Origin of the sequence: Mesorhizobium sp. M6A.T.Ce.TU.016.01.1.1, from assembly GCF_003997065.1 — a bacterium.
GTDB classification, from domain to species: Bacteria; Pseudomonadota; Alphaproteobacteria; order Rhizobiales; family Rhizobiaceae; genus Mesorhizobium; species Mesorhizobium mediterraneum.
The window spans coordinates 339,897-366,673 of the sequence record NZ_RZTJ01000001.1 but is presented as its reverse complement, the minus strand read 5'-3'; the positions used below and the strand labels follow the sequence as shown (position 1 = coordinate 366,673).

General features: G+C 63.1%; 28 protein-coding genes. 17 read left to right on the top strand and 11 right to left on the bottom strand.

Features of this window, described 5'->3' with window-relative positions:
• Window positions 1-71 precede the first annotated feature (71 nt).
• The 3 genes from EOC94_RS01870 to EOC94_RS01860 form a co-directional block, all read right to left on the bottom strand.
• Window positions 72-941 carry a lytic transglycosylase domain-containing protein gene (locus EOC94_RS01870; RefSeq protein ID WP_095487299.1) on the bottom strand — a complete coding sequence of 290 codons (870 nt, stop codon included), beginning with the start codon at window positions 939-941 and terminating at the stop codon, window positions 72-74.
• Between the two features lie 4 nt (window positions 942-945).
• The gene (gene ispG, locus EOC94_RS01865; protein WP_095487301.1) at window positions 946-2,199 is read right to left on the bottom strand and encodes a flavodoxin-dependent (E)-4-hydroxy-3-methylbut-2-enyl-diphosphate synthase; all 1,254 of its coding nucleotides are present in this window, start codon (window positions 2,197-2,199) and stop codon (window positions 946-948) included.
• Between the two features lie 344 nt (window positions 2,200-2,543).
• Entirely contained in the window at window positions 2,544-2,723 is a 180-nt protein-coding gene (locus tag EOC94_RS01860; protein WP_095487303.1) for a YdcH family protein, read from the bottom strand.
• A 240-nt stretch (window positions 2,724-2,963) separates the two neighbouring features.
• Between EOC94_RS01860 and EOC94_RS01855 the strand changes: the two genes are divergently transcribed.
• On the top strand, window positions 2,964-3,167 hold the full coding sequence (locus EOC94_RS01855) for a YdcH family protein (RefSeq protein ID WP_023797035.1): 204 nt from the start codon (window positions 2,964-2,966) through the stop codon (window positions 3,165-3,167).
• Between the two features lie 33 nt (window positions 3,168-3,200).
• Here the strand turns inward: EOC94_RS01855 and EOC94_RS01850 are convergent, their stop codons facing one another.
• The gene (locus EOC94_RS01850) at window positions 3,201-4,004 is read right to left on the bottom strand and encodes an IclR family transcriptional regulator (protein ID WP_095487304.1); all 804 of its coding nucleotides are present in this window, start codon (window positions 4,002-4,004) and stop codon (window positions 3,201-3,203) included.
• Window positions 4,005-4,130: 126 nt separating this feature from the next.
• Here EOC94_RS01850 and EOC94_RS01845 point away from each other — a divergent pair, with 126 nt between their 5' ends.
• The 11 genes from EOC94_RS01845 to EOC94_RS34470 all read left to right on the top strand — a co-directional run bounded on the left by EOC94_RS01845 (window position 4,131) and on the right by EOC94_RS34470 (window position 11,949).
• Window positions 4,131-5,006 (top strand): transporter substrate-binding domain-containing protein, encoded by an 876-nt coding sequence (locus tag EOC94_RS01845; RefSeq protein ID WP_126104582.1) that lies wholly within the window; start codon window positions 4,131-4,133, stop codon window positions 5,004-5,006.
• 77 nt (window positions 5,007-5,083) lie between these two features.
• Window positions 5,084-5,749: an amino acid ABC transporter permease gene (locus EOC94_RS01840; RefSeq protein WP_095487308.1), complete on the top strand. Its 666-nt coding sequence runs from the start codon at window positions 5,084-5,086 to the stop codon at window positions 5,747-5,749.
• A gap of 1 nt (window position 5,750) precedes the next feature.
• The gene (locus EOC94_RS01835; RefSeq protein WP_095487310.1) at window positions 5,751-6,401 is read left to right on the top strand and encodes an amino acid ABC transporter permease; all 651 of its coding nucleotides are present in this window, start codon (window positions 5,751-5,753) and stop codon (window positions 6,399-6,401) included.
• A gap of 4 nt (window positions 6,402-6,405) precedes the next feature.
• Entirely contained in the window at window positions 6,406-7,200 is a 795-nt protein-coding gene (locus EOC94_RS01830) for an amino acid ABC transporter ATP-binding protein (RefSeq protein ID WP_127288411.1), read from the top strand.
• A gap of 36 nt (window positions 7,201-7,236) precedes the next feature.
• On the top strand, window positions 7,237-7,698 hold the full coding sequence (locus EOC94_RS01825; protein WP_127288410.1) for a RidA family protein: 462 nt from the start codon (window positions 7,237-7,239) through the stop codon (window positions 7,696-7,698).
• Between the two features lie 24 nt (window positions 7,699-7,722).
• Window positions 7,723-8,928 carry an aminotransferase class V-fold PLP-dependent enzyme gene (locus EOC94_RS01820; protein WP_126104579.1) on the top strand — a complete coding sequence of 402 codons (1,206 nt, stop codon included), beginning with the start codon at window positions 7,723-7,725 and terminating at the stop codon, window positions 8,926-8,928.
• Window positions 8,929-9,030: 102 nt separating this feature from the next.
• Window positions 9,031-9,528, top strand: coding sequence for a 5-(carboxyamino)imidazole ribonucleotide mutase (gene purE / locus EOC94_RS01815; protein ID WP_126104578.1), 498 nt, complete (start codon window positions 9,031-9,033; stop codon window positions 9,526-9,528).
• Complete coding sequence (locus EOC94_RS01810) at window positions 9,525-10,601, top strand: 5-(carboxyamino)imidazole ribonucleotide synthase (RefSeq protein ID WP_127288409.1); 1,077 nt, start codon at window positions 9,525-9,527, stop codon at window positions 10,599-10,601. Before purE ends, EOC94_RS01810 begins: the two co-directional genes overlap by 4 nt.
• 189 nt (window positions 10,602-10,790) lie before the next feature.
• The gene (gene ykgO / locus EOC94_RS01805) at window positions 10,791-10,916 is read left to right on the top strand and encodes a type B 50S ribosomal protein L36 (RefSeq protein WP_006327841.1); all 126 of its coding nucleotides are present in this window, start codon (window positions 10,791-10,793) and stop codon (window positions 10,914-10,916) included.
• A 114-nt stretch (window positions 10,917-11,030) separates the two neighbouring features.
• Window positions 11,031-11,615, top strand: a complete 585-nt coding sequence (locus EOC94_RS01800) for a hypothetical protein (RefSeq protein WP_095487320.1) — start codon at window positions 11,031-11,033, stop codon at window positions 11,613-11,615.
• A gap of 130 nt (window positions 11,616-11,745) precedes the next feature.
• Window positions 11,746-11,949 (top strand): hypothetical protein, encoded by a 204-nt coding sequence (locus tag EOC94_RS34470; RefSeq protein WP_095487322.1) that lies wholly within the window; start codon window positions 11,746-11,748, stop codon window positions 11,947-11,949.
• Between the two features lie 161 nt (window positions 11,950-12,110).
• Here EOC94_RS34470 and pyk read toward each other — a convergent pair whose 3' ends face one another.
• Together pyk and EOC94_RS01785 are read right to left on the bottom strand one after the other, a co-directional pair.
• The gene (gene pyk / locus EOC94_RS01790; RefSeq protein ID WP_095487324.1) at window positions 12,111-13,547 is read right to left on the bottom strand and encodes a pyruvate kinase; all 1,437 of its coding nucleotides are present in this window, start codon (window positions 13,545-13,547) and stop codon (window positions 12,111-12,113) included.
• The gene (locus EOC94_RS01785; RefSeq protein WP_240546960.1) at window positions 13,544-13,990 is read right to left on the bottom strand and encodes a DUF1036 domain-containing protein; all 447 of its coding nucleotides are present in this window, start codon (window positions 13,988-13,990) and stop codon (window positions 13,544-13,546) included. Before EOC94_RS01785 ends, pyk begins: the two co-directional genes overlap by 4 nt.
• A 287-nt stretch (window positions 13,991-14,277) precedes the next feature.
• Between EOC94_RS01785 and EOC94_RS01780 the strand changes: the two genes are divergently transcribed.
• The 4 genes from EOC94_RS01780 to EOC94_RS01765 all read left to right on the top strand — a co-directional run bounded on the left by EOC94_RS01780 (window position 14,278) and on the right by EOC94_RS01765 (window position 17,463).
• Window positions 14,278-15,075: an N-formylglutamate amidohydrolase gene (locus EOC94_RS01780; protein ID WP_127288408.1), complete on the top strand. Its 798-nt coding sequence runs from the start codon at window positions 14,278-14,280 to the stop codon at window positions 15,073-15,075.
• A 26-nt stretch (window positions 15,076-15,101) separates the two neighbouring features.
• On the top strand, window positions 15,102-15,410 hold the full coding sequence (locus EOC94_RS01775) for a DUF1244 domain-containing protein (RefSeq protein ID WP_095487328.1): 309 nt from the start codon (window positions 15,102-15,104) through the stop codon (window positions 15,408-15,410).
• A gap of 76 nt (window positions 15,411-15,486) precedes the next feature.
• Window positions 15,487-16,158 carry a DNA alkylation repair protein gene (locus EOC94_RS01770; RefSeq protein ID WP_127288407.1) on the top strand — a complete coding sequence of 224 codons (672 nt, stop codon included), beginning with the start codon at window positions 15,487-15,489 and terminating at the stop codon, window positions 16,156-16,158.
• 108 nt (window positions 16,159-16,266) lie between these two features.
• Window positions 16,267-17,463 (top strand): MFS transporter, encoded by a 1,197-nt coding sequence (locus tag EOC94_RS01765; protein WP_127288406.1) that lies wholly within the window; start codon window positions 16,267-16,269, stop codon window positions 17,461-17,463.
• On the opposite strand, the gene EOC94_RS01760 is transcribed toward EOC94_RS01765, so the two are convergent.
• Window positions 17,421-18,332: a LysR family transcriptional regulator gene (locus EOC94_RS01760; RefSeq protein WP_127288405.1), complete on the bottom strand. Its 912-nt coding sequence runs from the start codon at window positions 18,330-18,332 to the stop codon at window positions 17,421-17,423. The genes EOC94_RS01765 and EOC94_RS01760 overlap by 43 nt on opposite strands.
• Before the next feature lie 94 nt (window positions 18,333-18,426).
• On the opposite strand from EOC94_RS01760, the gene EOC94_RS01755 reads away from it, so the two are divergent.
• The gene (locus tag EOC94_RS01755) at window positions 18,427-19,392 is read left to right on the top strand and encodes an NAD-dependent epimerase/dehydratase family protein (RefSeq protein WP_127288404.1); all 966 of its coding nucleotides are present in this window, start codon (window positions 18,427-18,429) and stop codon (window positions 19,390-19,392) included.
• Window positions 19,393-19,462: 70 nt separating this feature from the next.
• On the opposite strand, the gene EOC94_RS01750 is transcribed toward EOC94_RS01755, so the two are convergent.
• The 4 genes from EOC94_RS01750 to EOC94_RS01735 all read right to left on the bottom strand — a co-directional run bounded on the left by EOC94_RS01750 (window position 19,463) and on the right by EOC94_RS01735 (window position 26,777).
• Window positions 19,463-19,621 carry a DUF3309 family protein gene (locus tag EOC94_RS01750; RefSeq protein WP_077375416.1) on the bottom strand — a complete coding sequence of 53 codons (159 nt, stop codon included), beginning with the start codon at window positions 19,619-19,621 and terminating at the stop codon, window positions 19,463-19,465.
• A 121-nt stretch (window positions 19,622-19,742) separates the two neighbouring features.
• Window positions 19,743-22,919: an efflux RND transporter permease subunit gene (locus EOC94_RS01745; protein WP_127288403.1), complete on the bottom strand. Its 3,177-nt coding sequence runs from the start codon at window positions 22,917-22,919 to the stop codon at window positions 19,743-19,745.
• A gap of 2 nt (window positions 22,920-22,921) precedes the next feature.
• Entirely contained in the window at window positions 22,922-24,103 is a 1,182-nt protein-coding gene (locus tag EOC94_RS01740) for an efflux RND transporter periplasmic adaptor subunit (RefSeq protein ID WP_095487673.1), read from the bottom strand.
• A gap of 400 nt (window positions 24,104-24,503) precedes the next feature.
• Entirely contained in the window at window positions 24,504-26,777 is a 2,274-nt protein-coding gene (locus EOC94_RS01735; protein ID WP_127288402.1) for a xanthine dehydrogenase family protein molybdopterin-binding subunit, read from the bottom strand.

Genomic DNA, 26,777 nt, shown 5'->3' with positions numbered 1-26,777 from the left:
CGTGGAGCAGCAGAATTCGTGGAGTCAAAGCGCAGCTTCGATGGTTTGTCGGGCAAATCGGTCGGTACCCATCACCGGTTCCGCACCACAATGCATGCACCGCCGACGCTTTGCAGTTTCTGGCAAATGTTGTCGGCCTTGGCTTTGGAGTCGGCGCCGATCCGGACCGCATAGATGCCGCGCCTGCCGATCGGCGAGCGCACCCGGCTGACCACCGGATTTTGGCCCTTAAGCAAGGCCGGAAACCGGCGCTTCACACCATTCCATTGACTGAGCGCCGCGGCGCGGCGGAAATTGCCGGCCACCTGCACGCCCCACGGCTTGATGTTGATCGACGCCATGGCCACGGTTTGGGACTTGATGACCGGCAGCTTGCGGCAGGCGACCGCGAAGCTCGCTTTCTTGTCGAGCGGCCGGATGGTGCCGGCATAGGCGGTGTCGGTGAACCTGTCGGCTGGCTCGCCCATGATGTCCAGAACGTAGCTTTCGGTCTCCATCGGCAGGAAACCGCCAGAACTCAGCCAGCGCGACACCCGGCTTTCACCGGCATTGTAGGCGGCGGCGGCCAAGCCGAGATTGCCGAAGCCGGTTTTCATTTCGGCGAGATATTTTGCCGAGGCCGGGATGGCCTGCTCGATATCGAAGGAATTGGCGAGGCCGCGTATCTTGGCTGTACCCGGCATGAACTGGGCAATGCCTTCGGCGCCGACCGGGCTGACCGCACTGGGATCGAAGCGGCTTTCCTTCCAGATCAACCGGGCAAAGAAGTCCTTGGGCAGGCCGTTTTGGTCCGCATGAGCCTCGATCAGGTTGCAAACCCGGTCGAGCAGTCGTTGTTTGGCGGGGCGCGGCGGATCGGCCTGGACGGCTGTCACCCAGCCCAGCCCACAAAGCAAGACAAACCCACCAAGCAAGACCGGCGTCGCCCAAGGGAGCCGCATAGATCTACTCCGCCGCGGCCTTGCCAAGTTGCCCAAACCGCTGCTCGATATAGTCGGCGACCATTTTCTCGAAGTCCGCAGCAATCGACGGGCCGCGCAGCGTCGCCGCCTTCCTGCCGTCGACGAATACCGGCGCCGTCGGCGTCTCGCCGGTACCGGGCAGAGAAATGCCGATATCGGCATGCTTGGATTCACCTGGACCGTTGACGATGCAGCCCATCACCGCGACCTTGAGGTTCTCGACGCCGGGATATTTTTCACGCCACACCGGCATGTTCTTGCGCAGATCCGCCTGGATGTTCTGGGCGAGTTCCTGGAACACGGTAGAGGTCGTGCGGCCGCAGCCGGGGCAGGCGGCGACGATCGGCACGAACTGCCGGAACCCCATGGTCTGCAGGAGTTCTTGCGATACCTGCACCTCCCGGGTGCGGTCGCCATTCGGCTCCGGTGTCAGCGAGATGCGGATCGTGTCGCCAATGCCTTGCTGGAGAAGGATGCCCATCGCTGCGGACGAGGCGACGATGCCTTTTGAACCCATGCCGGCCTCGGTGAGGCCAAGATGCAGCGCGTGGTTGGAGCGGGTGGCAAGCTCGGTATAAACGGCGATCAGGTCCTGCACACCGCTAACCTTGGCCGACAGAATGATTTTCTCGCGGCCAAGACCGATCTCCTCGGCCATTTCGGCCGAAAGGATCGCCGACTGCACGATCGCCTCGCGCGTCACTTCCTGCGCGGTCAGCGGAAAGCCTTGGCGCTGGTTGTCGTCCATCAGCCGGGTCAGAAGCTCCTGGTCGAGCGACCCCCAATTGACGCCGATGCGCACCGGCTTGTCGTGCCGGATCGCCATCTCGACGATATCAGTGAACTGCCGGTCCTTCTTGTCCTTGAAGCCGACATTGCCGGGATTGATGCGGTACTTGGCTAACGCCTCGGCGCAAGCCGGATGGTCGGCGAGCAGCTTGTGGCCGATATAGTGGAAATCGCCGACCAGCGGCACGTTGATGCCGAGCCGTTCGAGCCGCTCGCGGATGGCGGGCACGGCGGCAGCGCTCTCGTCGCGGTCGACGGTGATGCGCACGATCTCGGAGCCGGCACGATGCAGCGCCGCAACTTGAGCGACTGTCTGGTCGACATCGGCGGTGTCGGTGTTGGTCATCGACTGAACGACGACAGGGGCACCCCCGCCGACCATCACGCCGCCGACATCGACACCGACCGACGTGCGGCGCGGGAAGGGAGAGGAAAAATATCCGGTCATGGCCGGCTGCCCTTTGTTAGCGCATCACCCCGAATCCCGGAATCGGTTTCCGGAAAGGATCACGCGCAAAAATCAAAATACAGTGTCCTTTGCGCGCCCGAAAGGGCGCGCGGCGCTGTAGAAGGTCCGGGCATGAGGTGGAGGAGCAAAGATGGCTTGTCAATGGCGACAGGCAGGCAGACCTGCCAAATCGATAACGGGAGAGGAGACAAACAGCCCATCGTATCCGTGCCGCTGGCGGCCGGAACCATCTCCGAGTCGTGTGAAGCAGCGCTCCGGCGGCATGGCCGCCACCGGAAAGATGCTCGTGCGCCGAAACCGGCGCAGCTATTCGAGGAAAAGCGTCAATGCGTGGTCGGTTTCGCTTTCAGTTTTTCAATCTCGTCCTTGAGTGCCAGCTTGCGCCGCTTGAGATTCACGATTTCGAGGTCATCCACTGATGGATGATTCATCGCGTCATCGATTTCGCGTTCGATGTCGCCGTGTTTCCGCTGCAACTCATCAAGATGGGATGCAAGAGACATGATTGGTTCTCCCTTTCATGGTTTCCTCGATTGCAGCCGTCAAGGCGTGTCCACCGCAGGCTCGCTTCTGTGACGGCATAATGACAGTGTGCCACCATCGGGCAGCGATGTCGAATGCTGCGTGGTAGCATTCCACGACAATGTGAAATGTGATATTGGCTGCGCGCCGGTGCAAGAGAGCCCCCGGCCCCGCCCAATCAGGCCCATTTTTGGGCGCCGCAGACGTGCAGACGGTAGATAATGTCCGAACAGGAACAGGCCGATATCCGCCTCGAATATTCTCGGCTGAAGCAAGAGCACGCCGATTTCGACGCGGCCATCAACGCGATGATCGCCATGGGCTGCGACCCGCTGCAGATCCAGCGCATGAAGAAGAAAAAACTATTCCTGAAAGACCGGCTGATGGCGCTGGAAGACCGGATCATCCCCGACATCATCGCGTGAGCGAATTCCCACTTGGCGACTCGGCAAACCTGCTCATCCTGTGATCGAAAGCCTCGCAGCGCGTTCGCGCAGCATGGCGATGAGATCGTCGGTCTTTTCTCCGGAAGTGTCGATGGGAACCACAAGGCATATCGTCGCCTCGACCTTGCCGGGCGCTGAAAAGACCGGCGCGGCAAGGCATTTTGTGTAGGCGTCGACAAGACCCGAGGTCACGCAGTAGCCGACACCGCCAGCCACGGCGATATCTTCTATGAAGTCGTCGAGCAGCAATCTGCGGCCGTCTGGCAGGACGAGATCGTCTTCGGACACCATGTCTTCGATCACGGCCCTTTCGAACCCGGCGAGAAGCAACCGCCCCGAAGCGGTCCAGGGAAGCGGGATCTGCAGACCTGTGGCCGAGCTGATCCGGAACGGCCTGGTGCCCGGACTTGAATGGACGATTGTGTAGCGGCCGCTTTGCAGCATGCACAATTCAGAGGTCTCGCCTGTCTCGCGCGACAGATTGTCGACCTCCTGCCGCCCTCTCCTGAGCAGGTCGTTGCCGCGCACATAGTCCATTCCGTAGAGGTAAAGCTTTTTTCCGAAATAGACGCGATTGCCGTCGCCGGCCATTTCCAGCAGGCCCGCATCGACCAGCGAGCGCACAAGCGTGTAGGTCGTCGAGCGAGGCGCATTCACTGCCTTGGCGAGATCGCCAATCCCGATCGCACGCTGGGTCGTGTGGAGAAACTCCAGGATCTGGAGCACCCGGTTGAGACCCTTCTCGCGAGAGCCCGATGCCCTGTCTTCGTCCAGGCCGGCGTCCGGTCGAACTGCCAAGGCATTGCCATCTTGCATTACCGGCTCCTGATGTTAGTATCTGTCTTGTATAGAGTACATGCGTCTCTTGTAAGGGACAATCACGTTCATTGCAACGACGCATGTTGCTCATCCAAAGGGGAACACAACACGAAGGAGGTCGCCGTGAACGACACATCCAAAAGACGTGAATTTCTGAAAATGGCCGGGCTTGCAACGGCCGGAGTGATGGGCGCAGCAGCAACGGTCGATGTTCAGAAGGCGGCGGCGCAAGCGGCGCCGGACAGCCTGCTGCGTACTGTTCTCGATCGCGGCAAGCTGATCGTCGGCACCGGCAGCACCAACGCACCCTGGCACTTCGAGAACGATGCCGGCGAACTCGTCGGCATGGACATCACCATGGGGCGCATTCTTGCCAAGGGGCTTTTCGACGATCCGACCATGGTCGATTTCGTCATGCAGGATCCGGCCCAGCGCATTCCGAATGTGACCACCAACAAGGTCGACATCTCGATCCAGTTCATGACCATGACCGCCCAGCGCTCGCAGCTGATCAACTTCTCGCGGCCCTATTACGTCGAAGGCATCGCTCTGCTGACCCTTCCGACCGCCGAGAACAAGACCTTCGACAAGCTGCTTGCCGGCGGTTCGGCAACGCGTATTTCCATCCTGCAGAATGTCGATGCCGAGGCAAATGTGCACATTGTCCTGCCGGAGTCGCAGGTGATGCAGATAGACACCCAGGCCAACGTGCTGCAGGCACTCGAGTCGAAGCGCGTCGACGCGGCCGCCGTCGATCTTTCCACGGTGCGCTGGCTCGCCTCACGCAACCCGGACCGCTACTTCGATGCCGGCAAAAGCTGGTTCAGCATGCTTTACGGCGCGGCGCTGAGGCAAGGCGATCTCGACTGGCTGACCTTCGTCAACGCATCCTTCGCGACGGCAATGTTCGGTCATGAAACGGCGCTCTACGACGCGGCGTTCAAGGACTATTTCGGGCTGGAGCCGCCGGCCCGGCATCCCGGTTTTCCGGTCATCTGATGCAGCTGGCGGAAGGGCAGCAATCGGCGCCCTTCCGCCTCCTTCTCCTCGACGGCCCTCGGCACTGAGGCAGACGCATGGGCTACGCCCTCAATTTCAACCTGATCTGGCGGCATTTCGACAAGCTGTGGGGCGGCCTGCTGCTCAGTCTCGAGCTCGCCGTGATCTCCATAGCCATCGGCATCGTCATCGGGCTCGTTCTGGCGGTCTGGTACGTCTCGGCCGGGCGCGTCGTCCGGTCCATAATCGCCGCCTATGTCGAATTCATCCGCAACGTGCCGCTGATCCTGCTTGTCTATCTCGTTTTCTACGGCCTGCCGACCGTGGTCGATCTCGCCTACAGCGCCCAGACCTCGTTTGTCGCGACACTGTCGCTCTATAGCGGCGCGTATCTGGTCGAGGTGTTTCGCTCGGGGCTCGAAGCCGTGCCGCGCGGACAGATCGACGCTGGCAAGGCGATCGGCCTGACGCCCTGGCAGCGGCTGCTCCATGTGCGCCTACCGACGATGCTGCGGATAACGCTGCCCGCGCTTTCCAACACGTTCATATCGCTCTTCAAGGACACGTCCGTCGCCTCGGTCATTTCGGTGCCCGAGCTCACCTACGGCGCCCAATGGATCAACTTCAACACCTTCCGGATCGTCGAGGTCTACCTTGTGGTGACGGCGATGTACCTCTTGACCGGCTACGCGCTTCTCTATGCGCTTCGGCTTGTCGAGCGCCGGTTCAGGGCGGCGCACTAACATGCTTGGCCAGATCGCCTATGCCTTGCCCTTCCTAGCCCAGGGTTTTGCCGTGACACTGTGGGTGTCGCTGCTTGTCGTGGTGTTGTCGCTCGTCGCCGGCGTGATGATGGGCGTCGGCCTTGTCTACGGCCCTACGCCGCTGCGCTGGGTGGTGCGCATTTTCAGCGACACCATACGCGGCATTCCGATCCTGGTGCTCATCTTCTTCGTCTATTACGGCCTGCCTGCCATCGGCATCCATCTGGAGTCCTTCTGGGCCGCCGTGCTGGCGCTCACCCTGTTCAAGACGGCCCAGGTCATCGAATATCTGCGCGGCGCGGTCGGTTCCATACCGAAGGGGCAGTCCGAGGCGGCGATGGCGATCGGGCTGACCTTTCGCCAGCGACTGGCCTACGTCATCTTTCCGCAAGCGTTCAGGCGCTTCCTGCCGCCATGGATCAATGGCGTCACCGATGCGGTAAAGGGCAGCGCGCTGGTCTCGCTGCTGGGCATCACCGACCTGATGCACGCCATCAACCAGGTCATCGGCCGCACCTACGAGGCGATGCCGCTCTACATCCTCGGCGCAGTCATCTACTTCGCCGTCAATTACGCCCTCTCCCTGGCCAGCCGACGGCTGGAGCGGCGTTTCTCCTTCATCCGGGAATAGCAAGATGTCCATCGCCCCGCCCGCCAATCCGGCGCTTCTCGATATCCGCGACGTTTCCAAATCCTTTGGATCCGTCGAGGTCCTGCGCTCCGTCAGCCTAAAGGTGACACGCGGCGAGGTGGTGACTGTCATCGGGCCTTCCGGCAGCGGCAAGACCACGCTGCTGCGCTGCGTCAACTTTCTCGAGAGCTACGATAGCGGCTCCATCCGCATCGACGGAAAGGAGGTTGGCTTCCGCGAGACGGGAACACGCCAGCGCCGCAGTGAGCGCGACCTGGCGAAGATGCGGGCCGAGACCGGAATGGTGTTCCAGAGTTTCAACCTGTTCCCGCATCTGACGGCGGCCGGCAACATCATGCTTGGCCTGCGCAAGGTGCGCGGCAAAAGCAGCGCCGAAGCCCGCCAGATTGCGGAGCACTGGCTGGGCCGGGTCGGCCTCGCCCACAAGGCAGACAGCCTGCCCGCCGAGCTTTCCGGCGGCCAGCAGCAGCGCGTCGGCATCGCCCGCGCGGTGGCGATGGAGCCAAAAATCCTGCTTCTCGACGAGATAACCTCGGCGCTCGATCCGGAACTCGTCGGCGAAGTGCTTGAGGTCGTGCGCAGTCTGGCCGAAGACGGCATGACCATGGTGATGGTCACGCACGAGATGGCCTTTGCACGCGACGCCTCGAGCCGCATCATCTTCATGGCGGATGGCGGCGTCAGTGCCGCAGGCCCGCCTGCCGAGATTCTGGGCGAGGAGATCGACAACGAACGTCTTCGCAGCTTTTTGGCGCGGTTCCGCGCCTCGCATTTCTGACATCGGACGGCGAAAGCTGTCGCAAGGAGCCTTTTCATGTCGCCTTACATCCGGCTCGCCGAACTGGGCCTGACGCTGCCCGAGCCGCCGACGCCGATCGCCAATTTCGTCACCCACGCCGAAAGCGGACGGCTGATCTTCCTCTCCGGCCAGGGGCCATTGCGCGCCGATGGCACGCTTTGCACCGGCAAGGTGGGCGAGGACGTCACGGTGGAGGAGGCCTATGGGCATGCCCGTCTCACCGGCTTGAACCTGCTTGCCGTCATGCACGCCGCAGCGGGTGACCTCGGCCGCATCGTGCGCGTCGTCAAGCTGCTGGGTTTCGTCAACGCGATCCCGACCTTCAGCGACCATCCGAAGGTGGTCAACGGCTGCTCCGATCTTTTCGCCGAAGTCTTCGATAGTATCGGCGGGCACGCCCGCTCGGCGATCGGTGTTGGCTCTTTGCCGGGAAACATCACGGTCGAAATCGAGGCGGTCGTCGAGACCGCCGCCTGACGTCTACCAACGGGACCTCTAGAGATGAAAACCTATTCCGAAAACGGCTCCAACACGACAATTCGTCAACGACTCGGCCTTCGCCCGATCATCAACGTTTCCGGCACGATGACGGCGCTCGGTGCCTCGATCATCGTCCCGGAAGCGATCGCCGCGATGTCGGAAATCGCTTCGCAGTGGGTGGAGATGGACGATCTGCAACGCGCCGCAAGCACGGTCGTCGCGCGCCTCACAGGGGGCGAGGCCGGCTTCGTCACCGCTTGCTGCGCCAGCGGCATCACCATGGCGATTGCCGGCACGATGACCGGCACCAACCTTCTGGCGATCGAGCGGCTGCCGGACGACACCGAGGGCCTCAAGTCGGAGGTCATCGTCCAGCTCGGCCACATCGTCAATTACGGCGCGCCGATCGACCAGTCGATCCGGCTTGCCGGGGCCAAGGCCGTCCCGGCCGGCACGGTCAGCGTGACGCAGGATTATCATGTGCGCGACGCGATCCGCGACCGCACCGCGGCCGGCCTCTACGTCGTTGCGCATCACACAGTGCAATACGGCATGCTCTCGCTCGAGGAATTCTGCGAGATCTGCCACGCCAAGGGCGTCCCGGTGATCGTCGACGCCGCCTCGGAATACGACCTGCGCGGCTTTCTCGCACGCGGCGCCGACATCGTCGTCTATAGCGGGCACAAATTCCTCTCGGGGCCCACTAGCGGCATCGTGACGGGGCGCAAGGATCTGGTGCGAGCCGCCTATCTCCAGAATCGTGGCGTTGCGCGGGCGATGAAGGTCGGCAAGGAAAGCGTCGCCGGCACCATGGCGGCGCTGGAGGCCTGGGAGCGTCGCGATCACGCCGGCATCCGCAAGCGGGAGGATGCGGCCTTGCATCTGTGGGAGGACGCATTGCAGAGCCTGCCCGGCATCGCCGCGCATGTCATTCCCGATCCGACCGGCAATCCGCTCGACCGCCTGCAGGTTTTTGTTACGCCTGAGAGCAGGTTCAGCGCCGCCGGCCTTGCCTCGGCGCTGGCGGCAGGCTCGCCTCCTATTATCGTGCGCAACCACGAGGTCGAGCGCGGTCACTTCTTCCTCGACCCGTGCAATCTCCATCCCGGCGAGGCGGAGATCGTCGCCGAACGCCTGCAGGCTGTGTTGAACGCAACCGACCGCCCGGCGGATGCGATGAAGCCGGCTCGCAAGGACACCGCCGGCGCGTTGCGCTGGCCGGATTAGGTGACGATGGCGCCATGCGCCCGAATGGACGCAGAGGCATCGCATCCTTGCCGTCGATCCCGAATTCCGCTAATGCGCGCCTTTGCCGCCGGGAGCAGAAGCTTGGACGATCAACGCGCCGACGTCGCCATCATCATGGGCAGCCAGTCCGACTGGGCGACGATGCGCCACGCCGCCGAAACGCTGGAGGCGCTGGGCATCCCGCACAAGCGGCTGATCGTCTCGGCCCATCGCACCCCCGACCGGCTCTATGACTTCGCCAAGGGCGCCAAGGCGGCCGGTTTTCGGGTGATCATCGCCGGCGCCGGCGGTGCGGCGCACTTGCCGGGCATGACAGCGGCAATGACGCCGCTCCCCGTTTTTGGCGTGCCGGTGGAATCGAAGGCGCTTTCCGGACAGGACTCGCTGCTCTCCATCGTGCAGATGCCGGCAGGCATTCCGGTCGGCACGCTGGCCATCGGCAAGGCGGGCGCCATCAATGCCGCGCTTCTGGCTGCGGCCGTGCTGGCGCTAACCGACGAAAAGCTCGCTGCCCGGCTCGATGCCTGGCGCGCCGCCCAGACCGCCAAGGTCGCCGCCGAGCCCACGGACACGCCATGAGCCTGCCTGCGGGATCGACCATCGGCATCATCGGCGGCGGCCAGCTCGGCCGCATGCTGGCCATGGCTGCCGCCCGCCTCGGCTACCGCACGGTCGTGCTGGAACCGCAGCCGGATTGCCCGGCGGCACAGGTCGCCAACCGGCAGATCACCGCCGCCTATGACAATACGGCCGCGCTCGCCGAACTGGCTGCAGTCAGCGCGGTCGTCACCTACGAGTTCGAGAACGTGCCGGTCGTGGCCGCCAGCGCGCTTGCCGTCACGGTCCCGGTCTATCCGCCGGCACGCGCACTGGAAGTGGCGCAGGACCGGGTGGCGGAGAAGAAGTTCCTCAACGGCATCGGCATTCCCACGGCGGATTTCTGTCCCGTCGACAATGACGACGAATTGACGGCGGCGCTGAAAAAGTTCGACGGCAGCGGCATATTGAAGACGCGGCGCATGGGCTATGACGGCAAGGGCCAGCGTGTCTTCCGCAACATGGAAACGGGCGGCTTTGCCGGCACCTGCGAGGCGATGGGCAACGTGCCGTTGATCCTCGAATCCTTCGTCGCCTTCGAACGCGAGATTTCGGTGATCGCGGCGCGCGGCGTAGACGGTTCGCTCGCCGCCTACGATCCGGCAGAAAACGTCCACCGCGACGGCATCCTGCACAGCTCGACCTTGCCAGCCAGGATAGGGTCCGAAACCGCCGCTGCGGCGCAGGCAGCCGCGGCAAAAATACTTGCGGCGCTCGATTATGTCGGCGTCATCGGCATCGAGTTCTTTGTCCTTGCCGACGGCTCGCTGCTGGCCAATGAGATCGCGCCGCGTGTTCACAATTCCGGCCACTGGACGGAAGCCGCCTGCATCGTCTCGCAGTTCGAGCAGCATATTCGTGCTGTCGCCGGCCTGCCCTTGGGAAATCCCGGTCGCCATTTCGACTGCGTCATGGAAAACCTGATCGGCGACGACGTCTTGCGCGTCCCAGCCCTGCTCGCCGAGCCCGATCTGATGCTGCATCTCTACGGCAAGGCGGAGGCGCGTCCTGGCCGCAAGATGGGCCATTTTACGCGAATGAGCCGTCGCCGTTGAGGCTATTGGACGGCGCCGCTCTAACGCCGTCGATAGAGCAGAAACTCAAAATCCGCCGCACCATGAAGCATGCTGCGGTTGACACGGGCAAGGCTCCTCGTTTATGAGCCACGCACAAGTTGAGAGGCGCGCTTTCCGAGCGCGCCTTAATAATTCGGCCCAAGCGGGCCCAGACCGACGGGCAAGACCATGAAGATCAAGAATTCGCTCAAGGCGCTCAAGGCGCGTCACCGCGACAACCAGCTGGTTCGCCGCAAGGGCCGCGTGTACATCATCAACAAGACCGCTCCGCGCTACAAGGCGCGCCAGGGCTGAGTCTTTTCGCGTGGAGGCCTGCCTCCACGCTTGCATGATGTAATTGCTGGCCTCCCGGCCCTCTCACGCTAAATTCAGTTTGACGATCTGCCGTCCGGGGTTAGATTCTCGGCCATGCGGATTCGTTTTGCATTCTTCGCGGCGCTTTTTCTTTTCGGCTCCGCCGTACCTCCGGCTCAAGCGGAGGACACGGTCGCCCCTCCGATTGCCACGACCAGGGAGGCAAGGCTCGACCAGCTGTTTGTCGACCTGAAGCGCGAGCGCAACGAAAAAGCCGCAGAGCGCATCGCCGCGCGCATCTCGAACGAGTGGGTGCAATCCGGCAGCGCCTCGATCGACCTGATGATGCAATGGTCGCAAAAGGCGGTCGAAGAGAAAAAGTTCGACGTGGCGCTCGACTTCCTCGACCAGGTGGTGACCTTGCAACCGGCCTATGCGGAAGGCTGGAACCGGCGCGCCACCGTACATTTCATGATGAATAATTTTGGGAAATCGATGGCGGACATCGACCGCACGCTGCAGCTCGAGCCGCGCCATTTCGGCGCGCTGTCCGGCCTGGCACAGATCATGGCCGTAACCGGCCACAAGGAATCGGCGCTGGAAGCCTGGCAGCGCGTGCTCAGCATCTATCCGATGCTGCGCAGCGCCCAGGATCAGGTCGGCACGCTTTCGGAAGAACTTGCCGGCGAAGGGATTTGATGCCGGTGGACCAGTGCGCCTGGCTGCGACGCTCCACGGCAATTTCAACATTGCTGCCGTTCTTGCAGTGCTGCTTGTCGGTGAGCGCGAGGTGTGGTTTCCTGTCTAGGGTTGGAGCGGTTCGGCAATCATGATCGCAGCTTACATCGACGAATTCATAATGTTTTGCGCCGGTCTATGGATGTCGGGCGTCGGCTACGGGTTCTTTCAGCTGCCGAACCAACCCCAAACCGGACAACAGACTTGGCTGGCACGCCTTCCCAGCCATTTCAAATGGATGGGACCGCTCTTGCTGATAATCGCGATCGTGCTCGCCGTCGCCTCACCTTCTTGATCGGCAATAAGTCGCTACGCTCCCAGTCCCATCGAGGCGAGGCTTCAGCTTGGTGAATTCGGCGTGAGCGGCCTAAAGCCGTCGCGTTTGAATGGATTCTTGCGACGCGCTTTAAGTCTTTGTTTTTACCCAAATCGCTGCGCATCTTTGGGTGATTTGCTCTAGCGCCTGATCTGGGCGTCCGAACCGACATAGGCGATGCGCAGCATGTTGGTGGAGCCCGGCGTCCTCAGCGGCACGCCGGCCGTGATGATGACCCGGTCGCCCGGCTTGCCGAACCCTTCGTCCAAAGCGATGCGGCAAGCGCGGTCGACCATGTCGTCGAGGTCGATGGCATCGGGCGAGACGACACAATGCGTGCCCCACAAAAGCGACAGCCGCCGCGCCGTGTTGACGATCGGCGACAGCGCGACGATCGGCACCTGCGGCCGCTCGCGCGCGGCGCGCAGGCCGGTCGTGCCCGACGCCGTATAGCTGATGATCGCCGACAGTTTCAGCGTCTCGGCGATTTCGCGGGCGGCGAGCGAGATGGCGTCGGCGCCGGTCGCTTCAGGCTCCGAGCGCTGTGCATTGATGATGCCGGCATAGGTCGGGTCGGTTTCGACCTTGCTGGCGATGCGGTTCATCATCGCCACCGCCTCGACCGGGTAGGAGCCGGCCGCGGATTCGGCCGAAAGCATGATGGCGTCGGCGCCTTCGAACACGGCGATCGAGACGTCCGACACCTCGGCGCGGGTCGGCACTGGCGCGGTGATCATCGATTCCAGCATCTGCGTGGCGATCACCACCGGCTTGCCGGCGCGGCGCGCGGCGCGGGTGATCTGCTTCTGGATGCCGGGCACGGCTTCGAGCGGCATTTCAACGCCGAGATCGCCGCGAGCAACCATCAGTGCGTCCGAAAGTTCGATGATCTCGGCCAGCCGGGCGACGGCTTGCGGCTTTTCGATCTTGGCCATGATGAGCGCCCGGCCGCGCGCGATCTTGCGCGCTTCCGCCAGATCCTCCGGACGCTGCACGAACGACAGCGCCACCCAGTCGACGCCGGTGGCCAGCACCGCATCCAGGTCCCTGCGGTCCTTTTCGGTCAGCGCGCCGACCGGTAGGTCGGTGTCGGGCAGGCTGACGCCCTTCTTGTCGGAGATGGTGGTGCCGGCGACGACGGTGCAGACGATCGCCTTGCCGTCGCTTCTCACCGCCTTCAGCTCGAGCTTGCCGTCATCGATCAAAAGGCGGTGACCGGCCTCGACCGATCTCAGGATTTCGGGGTGGGGCAGATAGACCCTGGTCGAATTGCCGGGCTCGGGATTGTCGTCGAGCGTGAACGTCTGGCCGAGTGTCAGCGCCTCCTTGCCGTTGGCGAATTTGCCGACCCGCAGCTTGGGCCCCTGCAGGTCGGCGAGAATGCCGATCGGCCGGCCGACCGCTTTCTCGACGTTGCGGATGCGACCGACAAGTGTGCGCATCAATTCATGATCGGTGTGGCTCATATTGATGCGAAACACGTCGGCGCCGGCTTCGAAGAGCTTCTTCAGCATGTCCTCGGAGGAGGAGGCCGGACCGATGGTGGCGAGTATCTTGACCTTGCGGCTGCGTCTCATTGACTGTTTGTTCCCGGGGCGGCTGGAGCGCCCCCCGTTGCGGGGTCATCGGTCAGCTGGACCATCCAGCTTGCCTGCTCGCCCGTGTCATATTCCTGGAATCCGGCGCGCTGGAAGCCCCGTGCGACGCAATCGGCAACGCCGGCGATCTTGAACTCTTTTTCGGCCACGCACATGTTGATCGGGCCATCCCAGCGCCCGCCACGCTCGGCGTCTTCTGCATAAAGATAGTAAAACCTTGATGACAGCGGCCCTTCGATCAACGTCTTGCAGCTCGATCCCTCGATATGCCACCAGCCCTCGGTGATCCAGCCGGCCTTGGCGCGATAGCCGATGCCGACGCCGACCAGATTCTGCGTGGCGTTGCAGACACGGAAATCGGCGCGCGCGGGCGAGGCAGCAACCATCGCGGCGAAGCCCACGGCAAGGGTCAGGAGCGGCATGGCGAAGCCGTAGCGCACGCGCGACCTGCCGGCGGAACCCATCCTGAAACCCTTCAAGAACCACATTTGCATCTCTCAACGCCCCTTTTCGGAAAAGTCCGGGCGCATGTCAACGCGCCCTTTTGCTCAATTCCAATCGATTTAGAAAGGCTCCGGCGCATGGTCTGTCACCTTCCGCCAGATTTCCGCAGAAACCGTGGCCAAACGACGGCATTGCGCACGCGTCCTCTTCGTGGAATGACGATACCACCCTCCCCGGAAGCCAGCGAACAGACCATCTCCCGCCAATGACCCGATCCACAGTTTTCGCGCCATTCGACATCGTCGAAGGCGACCGCAAGCGAGGCATCGTGCTCCTGGCCGATCACGCTCGTCGCGACCTGCCGGAAGAGTACGGCAGCCTCGGCCTGCCGGCGGCGGAATTCGACCGCCATATCGCCTACGACATCGGTGTCGATACAGTGACGCGCGAGTTGGCGGCTTTGCTCGGCGTGCCGGCGGTGCTCACCAACTTTTCGCGGCTTCTGATCGACCCCAATCGCGGCGAGGACGATCCGACGCTGATCCGCCAACTCTATGACGGCACCGTCATTTCGGGAAATTATCCGCTTGCCCCGGGAGAACGTGAAAGGCGGCTCGATCGCTTCTACCGGCCCTATCACGATGCGGTCGGCGCCATGATCGCCTCGGTGGCCCAGGCTTCCGCGAGTGCGCCCTTCATCTTTTCGGTACATTCCTTCACCCCGTTCATGCAGGGCTTCGTGCGCCCCTGGCATGTCGGTATCTTGTGGGATCGCGACGACCGAGTGGCGCGACCGCTGATCGATATGCTGGCCGCCGACAAGGACCTCGTCGTCGGTGATAACGAGCCTTATGACGGCGCGCTACGTGGCGACACCATGTTCAGGCATGCCATCGTCAACGGCTTTGCTCATGCGCTGATCGAAATCCGCCAGGATCTGATCGCCGATCGGAAGAATGCAGGCGCCTGGGCCGAACGGCTGGCGCCGATCGTTGACGCGATCAACAGCCGTCCCGATATACATCAGGTCAAACGATTCGGCTCGCGCACCGGGCCGCTGTAAGGAGGGCCCAAGGAGGCCAAGAACACATGACCGAACTCAGCGACGAGCAAAAACGCGATTTCGAAGCCGCCGCCTTCCGCCGGCTGGTCGCGCATCTGCGCGAACGCACGGACGTGCAGAACATCGACCTGATGAACCTTGCCGGCTTCTGCCGCAACTGCCTGTCCAACTGGTATCGCGACGCCGCGGAAGCCGAGGGCGTCGATCTCAGCAAGGACCAGTCGCGCGAGATCATCTACGGCATGCCCTATGCCGAATGGCAGACGCTCAACCAGCTTGACGCCTCCGATGCCAAGAAGGCGGAGTTCGAGGCAAGACGCCCCAGGGATCATTAGGATCGCCGAACGACCGAGTTCGGCCCGAGCCGGTCAGCGCAAAGCGAGAGGAACGCTGCGAAGGGAGGAGAGCATCATGTCAACAGTCAAGGACGTCTTGCGCGAACTCGTCGCGCTCGAAGATCCGAAGATGCGCGAGGCCAATGAACGCCGTGGCGACGATCACGGTGTGAACCTCACCCATCTTCGCGCTCTCGCCAAGCGATTGAAGACCCAGCATGAGCTCGCACTTCAGCTCTGGGCTACAGGCGACACCGCCGCGCGCCTTGTCGCGACCCTGGTGTGCAGGCCGAAGGCCTTCTCTGCGGCCGAGCTCGACACGATGATAAGCGACATCCGCTCTCCCAAGCTGCTCGATTGGTTCATCGTGAACGTGGTGAAGCCCGGTCGCCACGCCGAAGAACTTCGTCTGGGCTGGAAGGACGGCGACGACCTTGTCGGTCGCGCAGGCTGGAGCCTGACGACCGAAAGGGTCGTCAGGAACGCCGAGGGCCTCGATCTCGATGCCCTGCTCGACCAGATTGAGAAGGAGCTGAGGAAGGCGCCTGCTCAGAAACAATGGGCAATGAACCACTGCCTCGCCGAGATCGGCATTCACCACCCGAAACTTCGAACGCGAGCAATCGGGATTGGCGAACGGCTCGCTGTCTTCATCGACTATCCTGCATCACCCGGCTGCACGCCACCTTACGCACCGATGTGGATCGCCGAGATGGTTCGCCGACGCGAGGGAACGAGAGGTCCATGAAGGAAGCTTTTGGCTTGGCCCAAGCACTTTCAGCCCTGAGCGCTTGACTGGAAATTGAATCGATCTAATTTGCCTCGCGAGGCCATTTTTCAGACCGGATTCTACGCGATGCACGCGCAAAAAATCATGCAGACCGCCATTCGTGGACGATGGGCCGTGGCGGCCATGTTCCTGGCCAACGGCTTTCTGACCGGCGCCTGGGCGCCGCAGATCCCGGTGTTCCTGACCCGGCTCGACATCTCGAAGTTCACGCTCGGCCTGTTGATCCTGCTGTTCGGCGCCGGCGCGGTCACGGCGATGACCTGGTGCGGCCACCTGATCTCCAGGCATGGGTCGCGCACCGTGCTGCGCTGGTTCGGTCTCATCGGAAGCTTCGGCCTGCTGGTTGTGGCGCTCGCGCCCAATGTGCCGCTTGCGGCCATCGCCATGTTCATCTTCGGCGGTTCGATCGGCGGCATGGATGTCGCCATGAATGCCAATGCGGTGGTGGTGGAACGGCGGTTGTCCCGCGCCATCATGTCGTCCTCCCACGGCTTCTGGAGCCTTGGCGGTTTCGCCGGCGGCGCTCTCGGCGGGTTCGCCATCCAGAACTATGGTCATCTCACCCATGCGATCGTAGTGACGGCGTTCGCTTTCGCCCTGATTGCAGTGGCAGTCCGCTATCTGATCGCCGAGGACAAGCCGCTCCGAGGACCATCAAGGGGCACCGGGCAGCGCAAATTTGCCCTGCCTGGAAATCCGCTGGTCTATCTGGTCGGGCTGATGGCGCTGATGACGATGATCTCCGAGGGCGCGGTGCTCGACTGGGCGGCGCTGTATCTGCAGCAGGAACTCGGCGCCGATCTTGCCATCGCTGGCCTTGCCTACGCGGCCTTTTCCGGCATCATGGCCGTGATGCGTTTCTTTGGCGACGGCGTGCGCAACCGTTTCGGCGCGGTGACGACGCTGCGCGTCTCGGCTCTTGTCGCCGCCGCCGGCATGCTGGTGGCCGGGCTGGCACCCTCGCCCTGGCTCGCCATCGCGGCTTTTGCCTTTTGCGGCTTCGGCATCGCCAATATGGTGCCGATCCTGTTTTCGGCCGGCGGCAACCAGGAAGGCATGTCGTCCGGCACCGGCATGAGCGTCGTCACCACAATGGGCTATTCCGGCATTCTGGTGGCGCCGTCGGCAATCGGCTTCATTGCCGAGCACTCAAGCTTCGGTCCGATCTTCGTCGCCCTGTCGGGGCTGCTGGTCGTCGTATTTTTGATGGCCAGTCTGGCTCATCGCGCCGAATTCGCTCCCGACGCAGCACCAGCCGAATAGCGCTTCAACTCCTCGTAGAGGAAATCCGCAACACGGCGGATGCGCACGCTGGTGCGCACGTCGCGGTGCATGGCCAGCCATACCGGCAGCGTCGGCAGCGCGAGGCCCGGCAGCACTGTCTCCACCAGCGGATCGCGGTCGGCCAGCGGCTCCTGGCCAAAACCGATGCCGTTTCCCGCCCGCACCGCCTCCCACAGCACGATCTGGTTGTCGGTCCTGAAGCGGAAGGCATTGCGGGTGAGCGGGACACCGAACTGCGCAAAGCCACGAATGATCTCGTCGCTGCGGTCGAAGCCGATCAGATCATGGCCGACGAGATCGCCAGGCTTGAGCGGACGACCGCGTCGGCCGAGATAGGATTTTGCCGCGCAGGCACGGAGCGGAATGTCGGTCACCTTGCGCGCCACCAGTTCGTTCTGCGCCGGCTTGACCATACGGATGGCGATATCGGCATCGCGGCGCAAAAGGTTCTCAACCTGGTTCGACGCGACAATCTCGACCTCGATGCCGGGCTCCTCGGCACCCAGCCGCGCCGTCATCTCGGGCAGGACATAGGCCGCCACCACCTCGCTGGCGGCAATCCGCACCGTGCCCTCGATCGCCTCGACCGATCCCAGTGCCAAAAGCGAAAAGGCGCTCGCCTGCTCGCTTACCGCTCGGCCGCGTTCATAGAGCGTGCTACCGGCTTCGGTCAGCGCATAGCCGCGCCGCCCGCGCCGGAACAGGGTGACGCCGAGCGCCTGCTCCAGCTCGGCGATATGGCGGCCGAGCGTCGGCTGGCTTGCGGCCAGCTTACGCGCGGCAGCGGACAGGCTGCCGGTTTCCGCCACGGTGACGAAGCTCTTGATCAGGTTCCAGTCGATTCCCATTCAAAACTGAATATCATATCGCCAAATTCAGTCAATTTCCATTCGTTTTCGAGCGGGTCATATTGCGAGCGTAACGCAAACACGGAGACGAAAAATGACCAAGATCGCAATTCTCGGTGCCAATGGCCGGCTCGGCCGCGTGGTGGCCAAGGCCTTTATCGACGCCGGCTATGATGTCCGCGCCGTCACCCGCAGCGGCAAGATACCGGCAGAGCTCACCGGCGCCACGGCCGCCGCCGGCGATGGCCTCGATCGCGAGGCGCTTATCCGCGCCACCGAAGGCGTCGACATCATCTTCAACGGCCTCAACCCGATCTACACCGACTGGGGGAAGTGCCTGCCGATGGCCGAGAACGTCATGGCCGCGTGCCGGGCGAACGACGCATTGCACCTCGCTCCAGGCAACGTTTACAATTACGGCTCGCCGATGCCGGCGGTGATCACCGAAGACACGCCATTTCTCCCGACGACCGAAAAGGGCCGCATCCGCGTCGCCATGGAAGGCCTCTTTCGCCGCGAGGCTGAAGCGGGCCGCGTGCGGACCATTCTGCTGCGCGCCGGCGACTTTTTTGGTGGCACCGGCACCGGCTCGTGGTTCGATTTGATTGTGGCCGCCAAGATGGACAAGGGTGTCTATACGGCCCCCGGACCGGCCGATCTCGTGCATGAATGGGCCTATCTGCCAGACCTGGCCAAGGCTTTCGTCGGATTGACCGAAAACCTCAACAAGCTCGGCTCCTACGAGGCGCTGAACTTTCCGGGCCACGCCGTCACCGATCTGGAGATCAAAGCGGCCGCGGAACAGGCCCTGGGGCGCACGCTGAAACTAACGTCGATGCCGTGGTGGGTGCTGCGCGCCGGCAGCCCGTTCGTGGCGATGTGGCGCGAGCTCGTCTCGATGTCCTATCTCCGCTTCGAGCCACACCAGCTAACCTCGGCAAGGCTGGAAGGCATCATTGGCACGATCCCGCATACGGAGCTGGATAAAGCCATCGCGGATGCCCTGAACGACATCGGCATTCCAACCGCCGGTGCAGGAGGCAACCGGATCGCCGCCTGACAGAAGATGCCTGATCAGGAGAAGCAGCGGCGGCCGATAGGCCTCCGCGGCTTGCCGTACGCACAAGGCTTCAGATCCTGCCCATCAACAGCAGCACCAGCAGCACGATCAGAATGACGCCGACGATACCGGAAGGGCCATAGCCCCAGGATCGCGAATGCGGCCACGTCGGCACTGCGCCGATCAGGATGAGGATCAAAATAATGATGAGAATGGTGCTGAGCGTCATGAGAGATTCCTCGCCATGAGGTGCTACTATACCGCTACAATGCGAAAGGCCGCCCGGTTGTTCCCGAGCGGCCTCTTCTTTGAGCGTCCAATGGACGCGCGGCACTCCAAGCAAAATCGGCCTATTCGGCGGCCTTCGGAAAGGCGATCGCCGGTTCGGCGTCCAGCTCTGGTGTCGACTCCTCCGGCGAGATCGCACCCTTGCCGCGCCCAAACAAGCGGCTGAACCAGCCGCGCCGTGCGCCGGGCTTGACCTTGGCCCGGGTGAACACCATCAGCATCGACGGCGTTACCACCAGCGTCAGCACGGTGGCGAACGACAGGCCGAAGACGATCGCCGAGGACAGTGAAATCCACCATTGCGTCGACGGCGCGTTGATCGTCGTCTCGTGATGGAAGATTTCGAGGCCGAGGCCGAAGGCGATCGGCAACACGCCGAGAATCGCCGACACCGCCGTCAGCACGACGGGGCGCGCGCGTTCGCGGCACGTCTGCAGAACCGCTTCGACCTTATCCCAGCCCTCTTCCCGCAGCCGGTCATAGGTGTCGATCAGCACGATGTTGTTGTTCACCACCACGCCGGCCAGCGCGATGACGCCGATGCCCGACATGACGATGCCGAAGGTCTCCCCTGTTATCAGAAGTCCCAGGAACACGCCGACCGTCGCCATGACCACGCAGGACAGCACCAGCCAGACGCTGGTGAACTTGTTGAACTGCGCCAGAAGCACGATGAAGATCAGGAAGATCGCGGCGCCGAAAGCTTTGCTGAGGAAGGCGCTGGCCTCCGCGCTGTCCTCGTTCGAGCCTGCGAGCTTCCAGCGTATGCCGCTGCCGAGGTCCATGTCGGCGACGGCCTGGGTGACCTGCTGCTGGACAGCAGCGACCTGTTCGCCGGCGGCGACATTGGCCTGGATGACCACCGTGCGCGCGCCGTCGATGCGGTTGAGGATGCCGACGGTCGGCTCGGGCTTGCGCACGACGAAATTCGAGATCGGCACCGACCCTTGCGAGGTCTGCACCCTGAGGTCATCGAGTGTCGACAGCGTGCGCCGGTCCTCGGGCAGACGCAGCCTGATGTCGACGGCGTCGTCAGCACCGGCTGGCCGATATTCACTGAGCTTCAGCCCGTTCGTCACCAGTTGCACCACCGTTCCGACCGAGGTCGGGCTGATGCCGTATTGTGCCGCCTTGGCGCGATCGACCTCGAGCGCCCAGTCGACGCCGGGCGGCGGCAGGCCGTCGGAAATGTCGATGACACCGGGCACCTTGGCAATGCGGGCGGCGACCGCGCGCGCCTTGTCGTCGAGACCTTTCGGGTCGACGGCCGAAAGCCTGATCTGGATCGGCTTGCCGGTGGGCGGGCCGGCCTCGGGCACGCGAACCTCGACGTCGACGCCGGGAATGCCGGCCATGACGCCGCGCAGTTCGTCCAGGATCGCGTTCGCCGATTTGCGCTCGCGCCAGTCGACGAACTCGTACTGGATCACGCCGACCACGTCTTCAGGAATGTCCTGGCCGCCGCCTTGCGTCTTGCCAACACGAGTATAGACCGATTTCACGCCCGGCCAGCCGAGAAGCCGGTTCTCGGCGGTCTTCGTGGCGGCATCCATTTCGGCGAGCGAAAGGTTGCCGCGGGCGTGCACATAGAGCAGGCCGTAGTCAGGCTCGACATTCGGGAAGAACTCGACGCCGGCGCCGTATTTCGAATAGGCAAAGCCGACACCGAACAAAAGCGCGACGGTGAGCAGAAGCACGGTGACGGGAAAGCGCACCGCCTGCTTGACCACGGCCATGTACCAGCCGTCACGGTTGTCGTCCTCGTCATGGGGCGGCGCCTTGGCGAACAAGGCGCCCAGCGTCGGCGCAAAGACCAGCGCATAGAGCATCGAGGCCGAGAGCGTGACGATCAGCGTGATCGGCATGTATTTCATGAAGTCGCCGATGATGCCTGGCCAGAACAGCAGCGGCGAAAAGGCGGCGATGCGCGTCATCGTCGCGGCGATGACCGGACCGGCCATGCGCTTGGCGGCAAGCTCGAAGGCCTCTGCCTTCGGCATGCCTTCGCTCATGCGTCGCTCGGCGAATTCGGTGACGATGATGGCATCGTCGACCAGCATGCCGACCGCCAGGATGAGGCTGAACAGCACGATCATGTTGATCGTGTAGCCCATCATCGCCAACAGCAGGATGCCGATCAGGAAAGACGATGGAATGGCGAGGCCAATCAGCACCGAGGCACGGCCCGACAGTGCATAGAGAATGACGATGAACACCAGGATCACGGCGATCATGACGTGGTTCTGCAGATCGCCGAGCAACTGGTTGACGAAGACCGACTTGTCCTGCGTGTAGGTAACGTGCATGCCTGCCGGCATGGTCTTTATGAAGGCGTCGGACACCTCCCTGACCTTGGCAGTCGTGTCGATCAGGTTGGAGCCGATGCGCTTCTTCACCTCGATGGCGATCGCCGGCTTACCGTCGAGACGGGTCACCGTCTCGGCGTCCTTGAAGGTGGAGCGGACGGTGGCGATATCCTTGGCCTGCACCACGGCATTGGGGCCGGCGACGATCGGAAGCGCCGCCACGTCCTCCGGCGTCTCGATCAGCGAAGGCACCTTGATCGCGTATTTGCCTTCGGACCCTTCGATGTTGCCGGCAGCGACAAGACTGTTGGAATCGCCGACCGCACCGATCAGCTGCTCGAGCTGAAGCCCGTAGGAAGATAGTTTCATCGGATCGATGACGACTTCGACGAGGTCGTCGCGGGCACCTTGCAGCGTGCCTTCCAGCACGCCGGGCACCTCCTCGATGCGGTCGCGCAACTCGCGCGCCGCCGCCGTGAGCACGCGCTCGGGCACCTCGCCCGACAGCGTCACGACCATGACTGGGAATTCGGAGATGTTGACTTCGGTAACCACAGGCTCCTCGGCTGCCTGCGGCAGGTCGGCCTTGCCGTCCTGGACCTTGCTGCGTGTGTCCTGCAACGCCGTCGCCAGATCCGTCTGCGGCTGGAATTCGACCAGCACATAGCCGCCGCCCTGGAAGGCGGCCGAGCGCATCTCCTTGAGACCCTTGAGGCTCTTCAGCTTGGCTTCCATCGGCCGCAGCAGAAGGCGTTCCGAATCCTCAGGCGAGATGCCCTGATAGATCAGGCTGACATACATCATCGGAATCGGAACGTCGGGTTCCGCTTCCTTCGGCGTCGACTGATAGGCGACCGCACCCGCAAGGATGAGGAAGATCAGGACCGAAATGGTCAGCCGGGCATTGTTGATTGCGAGCTTGACGATATCCATGATTATTGCGTCCCGGCTGTCGCTTCGCCCAACAGCTTCTGAATGGTCGCCTGATCGGCCTCGACCGGCTTGATAACTTCGCCTTCCTTCACCAGTTCCTGGCCGGCGACGATGACACGCGCATCGGCTGGAATGCCGCCGAGCACCAGGCCGGTTGGCGTGTCGTCGACCAGGTCGATCGGGAAGAACACGACTTTGTCGTCCTTATCGACGGCGCGAATGCCGAGATCGCCCTTATCGCCGAGCGTGACCACCGATCGCGGCAGCATGACGGCGTCGGTCGGTTGCGCGCTCAGCGCGATCTCGGCCGTCATCCCGGCTGGGATGGTGCCTTCGGGATTAGGGATTGCGATCTCGACGCGGAAGGTGCGGGTGGCGGAGGAGGCGTCGCGGCTGATATAGCGCACGGTCCCTTCGACATTCTGGCCGCTGACCAACCGTACATTTGCCTTGTCGCCATTCTTCAGAAAGCCGAGATCGCGTTCGCTGACTTCGCCGCGGGCAATTACCGGATCGAGCTTCAGAATGGTCGCCACCTCACCGCCCTGCATCACGGAACTGCCAAGCTCCACCGGCACCCGGTCGATGACGCCGTCGAACGGCGCCTTCACCTCGTTGCGGTCGAGCTCGGCCTGCGCGGCTTCCAGGTGCGACTGGGCCAGCGTCAGGTTGGAGCGGGCCGTGTCGAGCTGCAGCTTGGGCAGATTGCCGGTTTTCATCAGCCGCAACGCTGCATCGAGTTCGGCCTGACGCTGAACCAAAAGCTGCTTGGCGTTGCTGACCGCCGAAAGCTTTTCCTCGGCTGCCAACATCAGCACGAGGTCGCCGGTCTTGACGCGCTGTCCCTGCTTGACCGGCAGCTTGTCGATGACGCCGGCGACACGCGTCGCCAGGACCGCGCGCTTATCGGCTTCGGTCAGTCCGGAAATCCGGATGGCGCGCGCATAGGTGCGCCGCGGCGGGGTAATGACCGCGACGGTGCGTAAGGCTGCCTTTGGCTGTTCTGCCTCAGTGGGCTTGGGCTTACCCGCGTCAGCCGTGTTTGGCTGCTCGACTTCGCCTGCCTTGGGCTTGTTGTCGGCAGACGCGCTCCCGACGGACGAGAACTCGCCCGTCACCATCCAGGCAGCGAACCCGACAAGCACAACAATGGCTGCAAGCTTGTGAAACCTGTATTTCGGCATCATCGTTTTTCCAGTGCGCGGGAATCGGCCAGGCCGCGTCTTCTAACTCGGCGCGTCGCCGATATGGGTGCGCGCAAGGCCGTGTTCAACTTGCCGTGATCGGCGAACGAGCTTCTACATCAAAGTTGCACCGCAATATAGTCAGAAAAGTTGATGGGTTATTACTTCGCTGGGCAGGACGCGCTCGCCGCCATGAGGCGCGCCGGACCAGCGCGGCCGTTCGTCTGCGACATCGCACTCGGCGCAACGCGGATGCAAGAGTACCGTGTAGACCGCATTCCTCGGGCAAACCCTTGGTTGCGTCGACCATCATCGGTTCTGTGTTCGGCTTTCCGGTGCCGTTGGGAAAGGCGCCATCGAAACAGCGTGGCAGCAGCTGTCAGCATGGTGGAAACCAGTTTCATGCGAAGGTCACCTCCCTCGACATGGGCAGTGTCCGGATGCGCTTGCCGGTCAGTGCGAAGATGGCGTTGGCGAGTGCCGGTGCCGCCGGCGGCGTGCCGACCTCGCCGACGCCGCCCATCTTGTGAAAATTCTCCAGTATTGCGACTTCGAACGCCGGACACTGGGAGATGCGCATGGCATCGTAGTCGTGAAAATTCGACTGTTCGACCATGCCGTCGGCAAAGCTGATTTCCTGAGCCATCGCCGCCGACAGGCCATAGATGGCGGCGGAGATGAGCTGCGCCTCGATGATGCCGGGATCGAGTGCGGTGCCGACATCGGCGGCGATCCACACCTTCTCAATGCGGATTCCGGCTGGCGTGTCGGCGACCTGGACGATCTCGCCCACCCAACTGCCGAAGGACAGCGTGAACGCCATGCCCTTGGCCTTGCCGGCGGGCAGCGCCTCGCCCCATTTTGCCATTTCGGCGACCTTCTCGACCACCTTCACCGCTGCCGGATAGGCAGCCATCAGCCTCTTGCGCAGTTCGACAGGATCGGTTTTCCCGGCGACGGCGATCTCGTCCAGAAATCCTTCATGGAAGAAGCCGTTGATTGAACTGCCGACCGATCGCCAGGAGCCGACAGGGATCGAGACGGGTGCGGCGACGCCAGTCACCCGGTAGTTCGGGATCGTATAGGGCTGGTTATGGGCTCCGTCGACGATCGACTTGTCGGGGCCGAGCGGCGATATCGAGGGAAACAGCCGGCGCAAGGTGCTGGCTATCAGCGATGGCGAGGCGATTGTCATGTCGACGGCGACCGGCATGCCGTCGCCGCCAAGCCGCGCCTGGAATTTGCCGATCGCGGCTGGCCGGTAGGCGTCGTGGCGCATGTCCTCCTCGCGCGTCCAGATCACCTTGATCGGCCGGCCTGCCGTTTCTTTCGCCATCAGCGCGGCACAGAGCGCATAATCCACCTCGACACGTCGACCGAAGCCGCCGCCCATGAATGTGGTGTGGACGTTGACCTTGTCCTGTTCGATGCCGACAACACTGGCGCAAAGCTGGCGCACCAAGGTCGGCGCCTGATTGCCGCACCAGATGTCGAGGACGCCGTCCTTCAGCCGCGCCGTGGCGTTCATCGGCTCCATCGTCGCATGTGCCAGATAAGGCACCGCGTAGTCGGCCTCGACTATTCTTTCGCGCGGCGCGTCGGCGAAGGCGGTATCGACATCGCCATCGTCGCGCATCACCGAGCCTTTGGTCCCAAGCGCCTGCTTCAGCACGTCGGAAATGGCGGCGCTGTCCAACGGATATTCGGGATCCGCCCATTCAGCGTCGATCGCCTCCGCCGCCTTGAATGCTGCCCAAGTGTTTTCGGCGATAATGCCGAAGCCGTGGCCATAATTCGTTTCGATCGGCGCGATCTTGATCACGCCAGGCATTTTCTCGGCCTTGGAGAGGTCCGCCTCGACCGGCTTGGCCCAGAAGCGCGGGCTCATCTTGACCGTCCCGTACAGCATGTCCGGCAGCATCACATCGATGCCGAAGATCGGCGCCCCGCTGACCTTGGCCAGCATGTCGATGCGCTTCTGCGGTTTGCCGAGCAGCTTCCAGTCGGCTTTGTCCCTGAGCCGCACTTCCGCGGGCGGCGCCATCGTCGCAGCGGTCGCAGCGACAGCGCCATAGGTCACCGACTTGCCCGACGCCTTGTGCAGGACCCTGCCATTGGCCGTTTCCAGCTCGGCGGCGGCTATGCCGAGCTTTTGCGCGGCCGCTGCAATCAGCATCTGCCGCGCGGCGGCACCTGCCTGCCGCATCTTCAGGAAAGCGTCGCGCGTCGAGGCCGAGCCGCCGGTGCCTTGGAGGGCGAGGAATTTTCCGACCACGCCCATGCCGGCGCGCACTACTTCCGCGGTCATGCTTTCGTCGAAGAAGGCGAACGGACCGCCCTCTTCCAGGATCGCTGAGTTGTAATAGGCGTAGGAGGCCGGGCCGTGCTCGACCTTGACCTGGTCGAGCCCGACATCGAGCTCTTCGGCAACCATGGCGGCGAGCGTCGTCGAGATGCCCTGCCCCATCTCGGCGCGCGGCGCGACGATGGTGATGGTGTTGTCGGCGCCGATCTTCACATAGGGATTGAAGGTCGCTTCATCAGCGACGAGATCGCCTTCCAGCGGATTCGGATAGGGTTTGCGGTAGTAATAGTAGCCGACGGCGACGCCGCCTGCGATGGCAGCCGCGCCGATGAGAAACGTGCGGCGGGCGATCTTTCCGACACTGGCCAT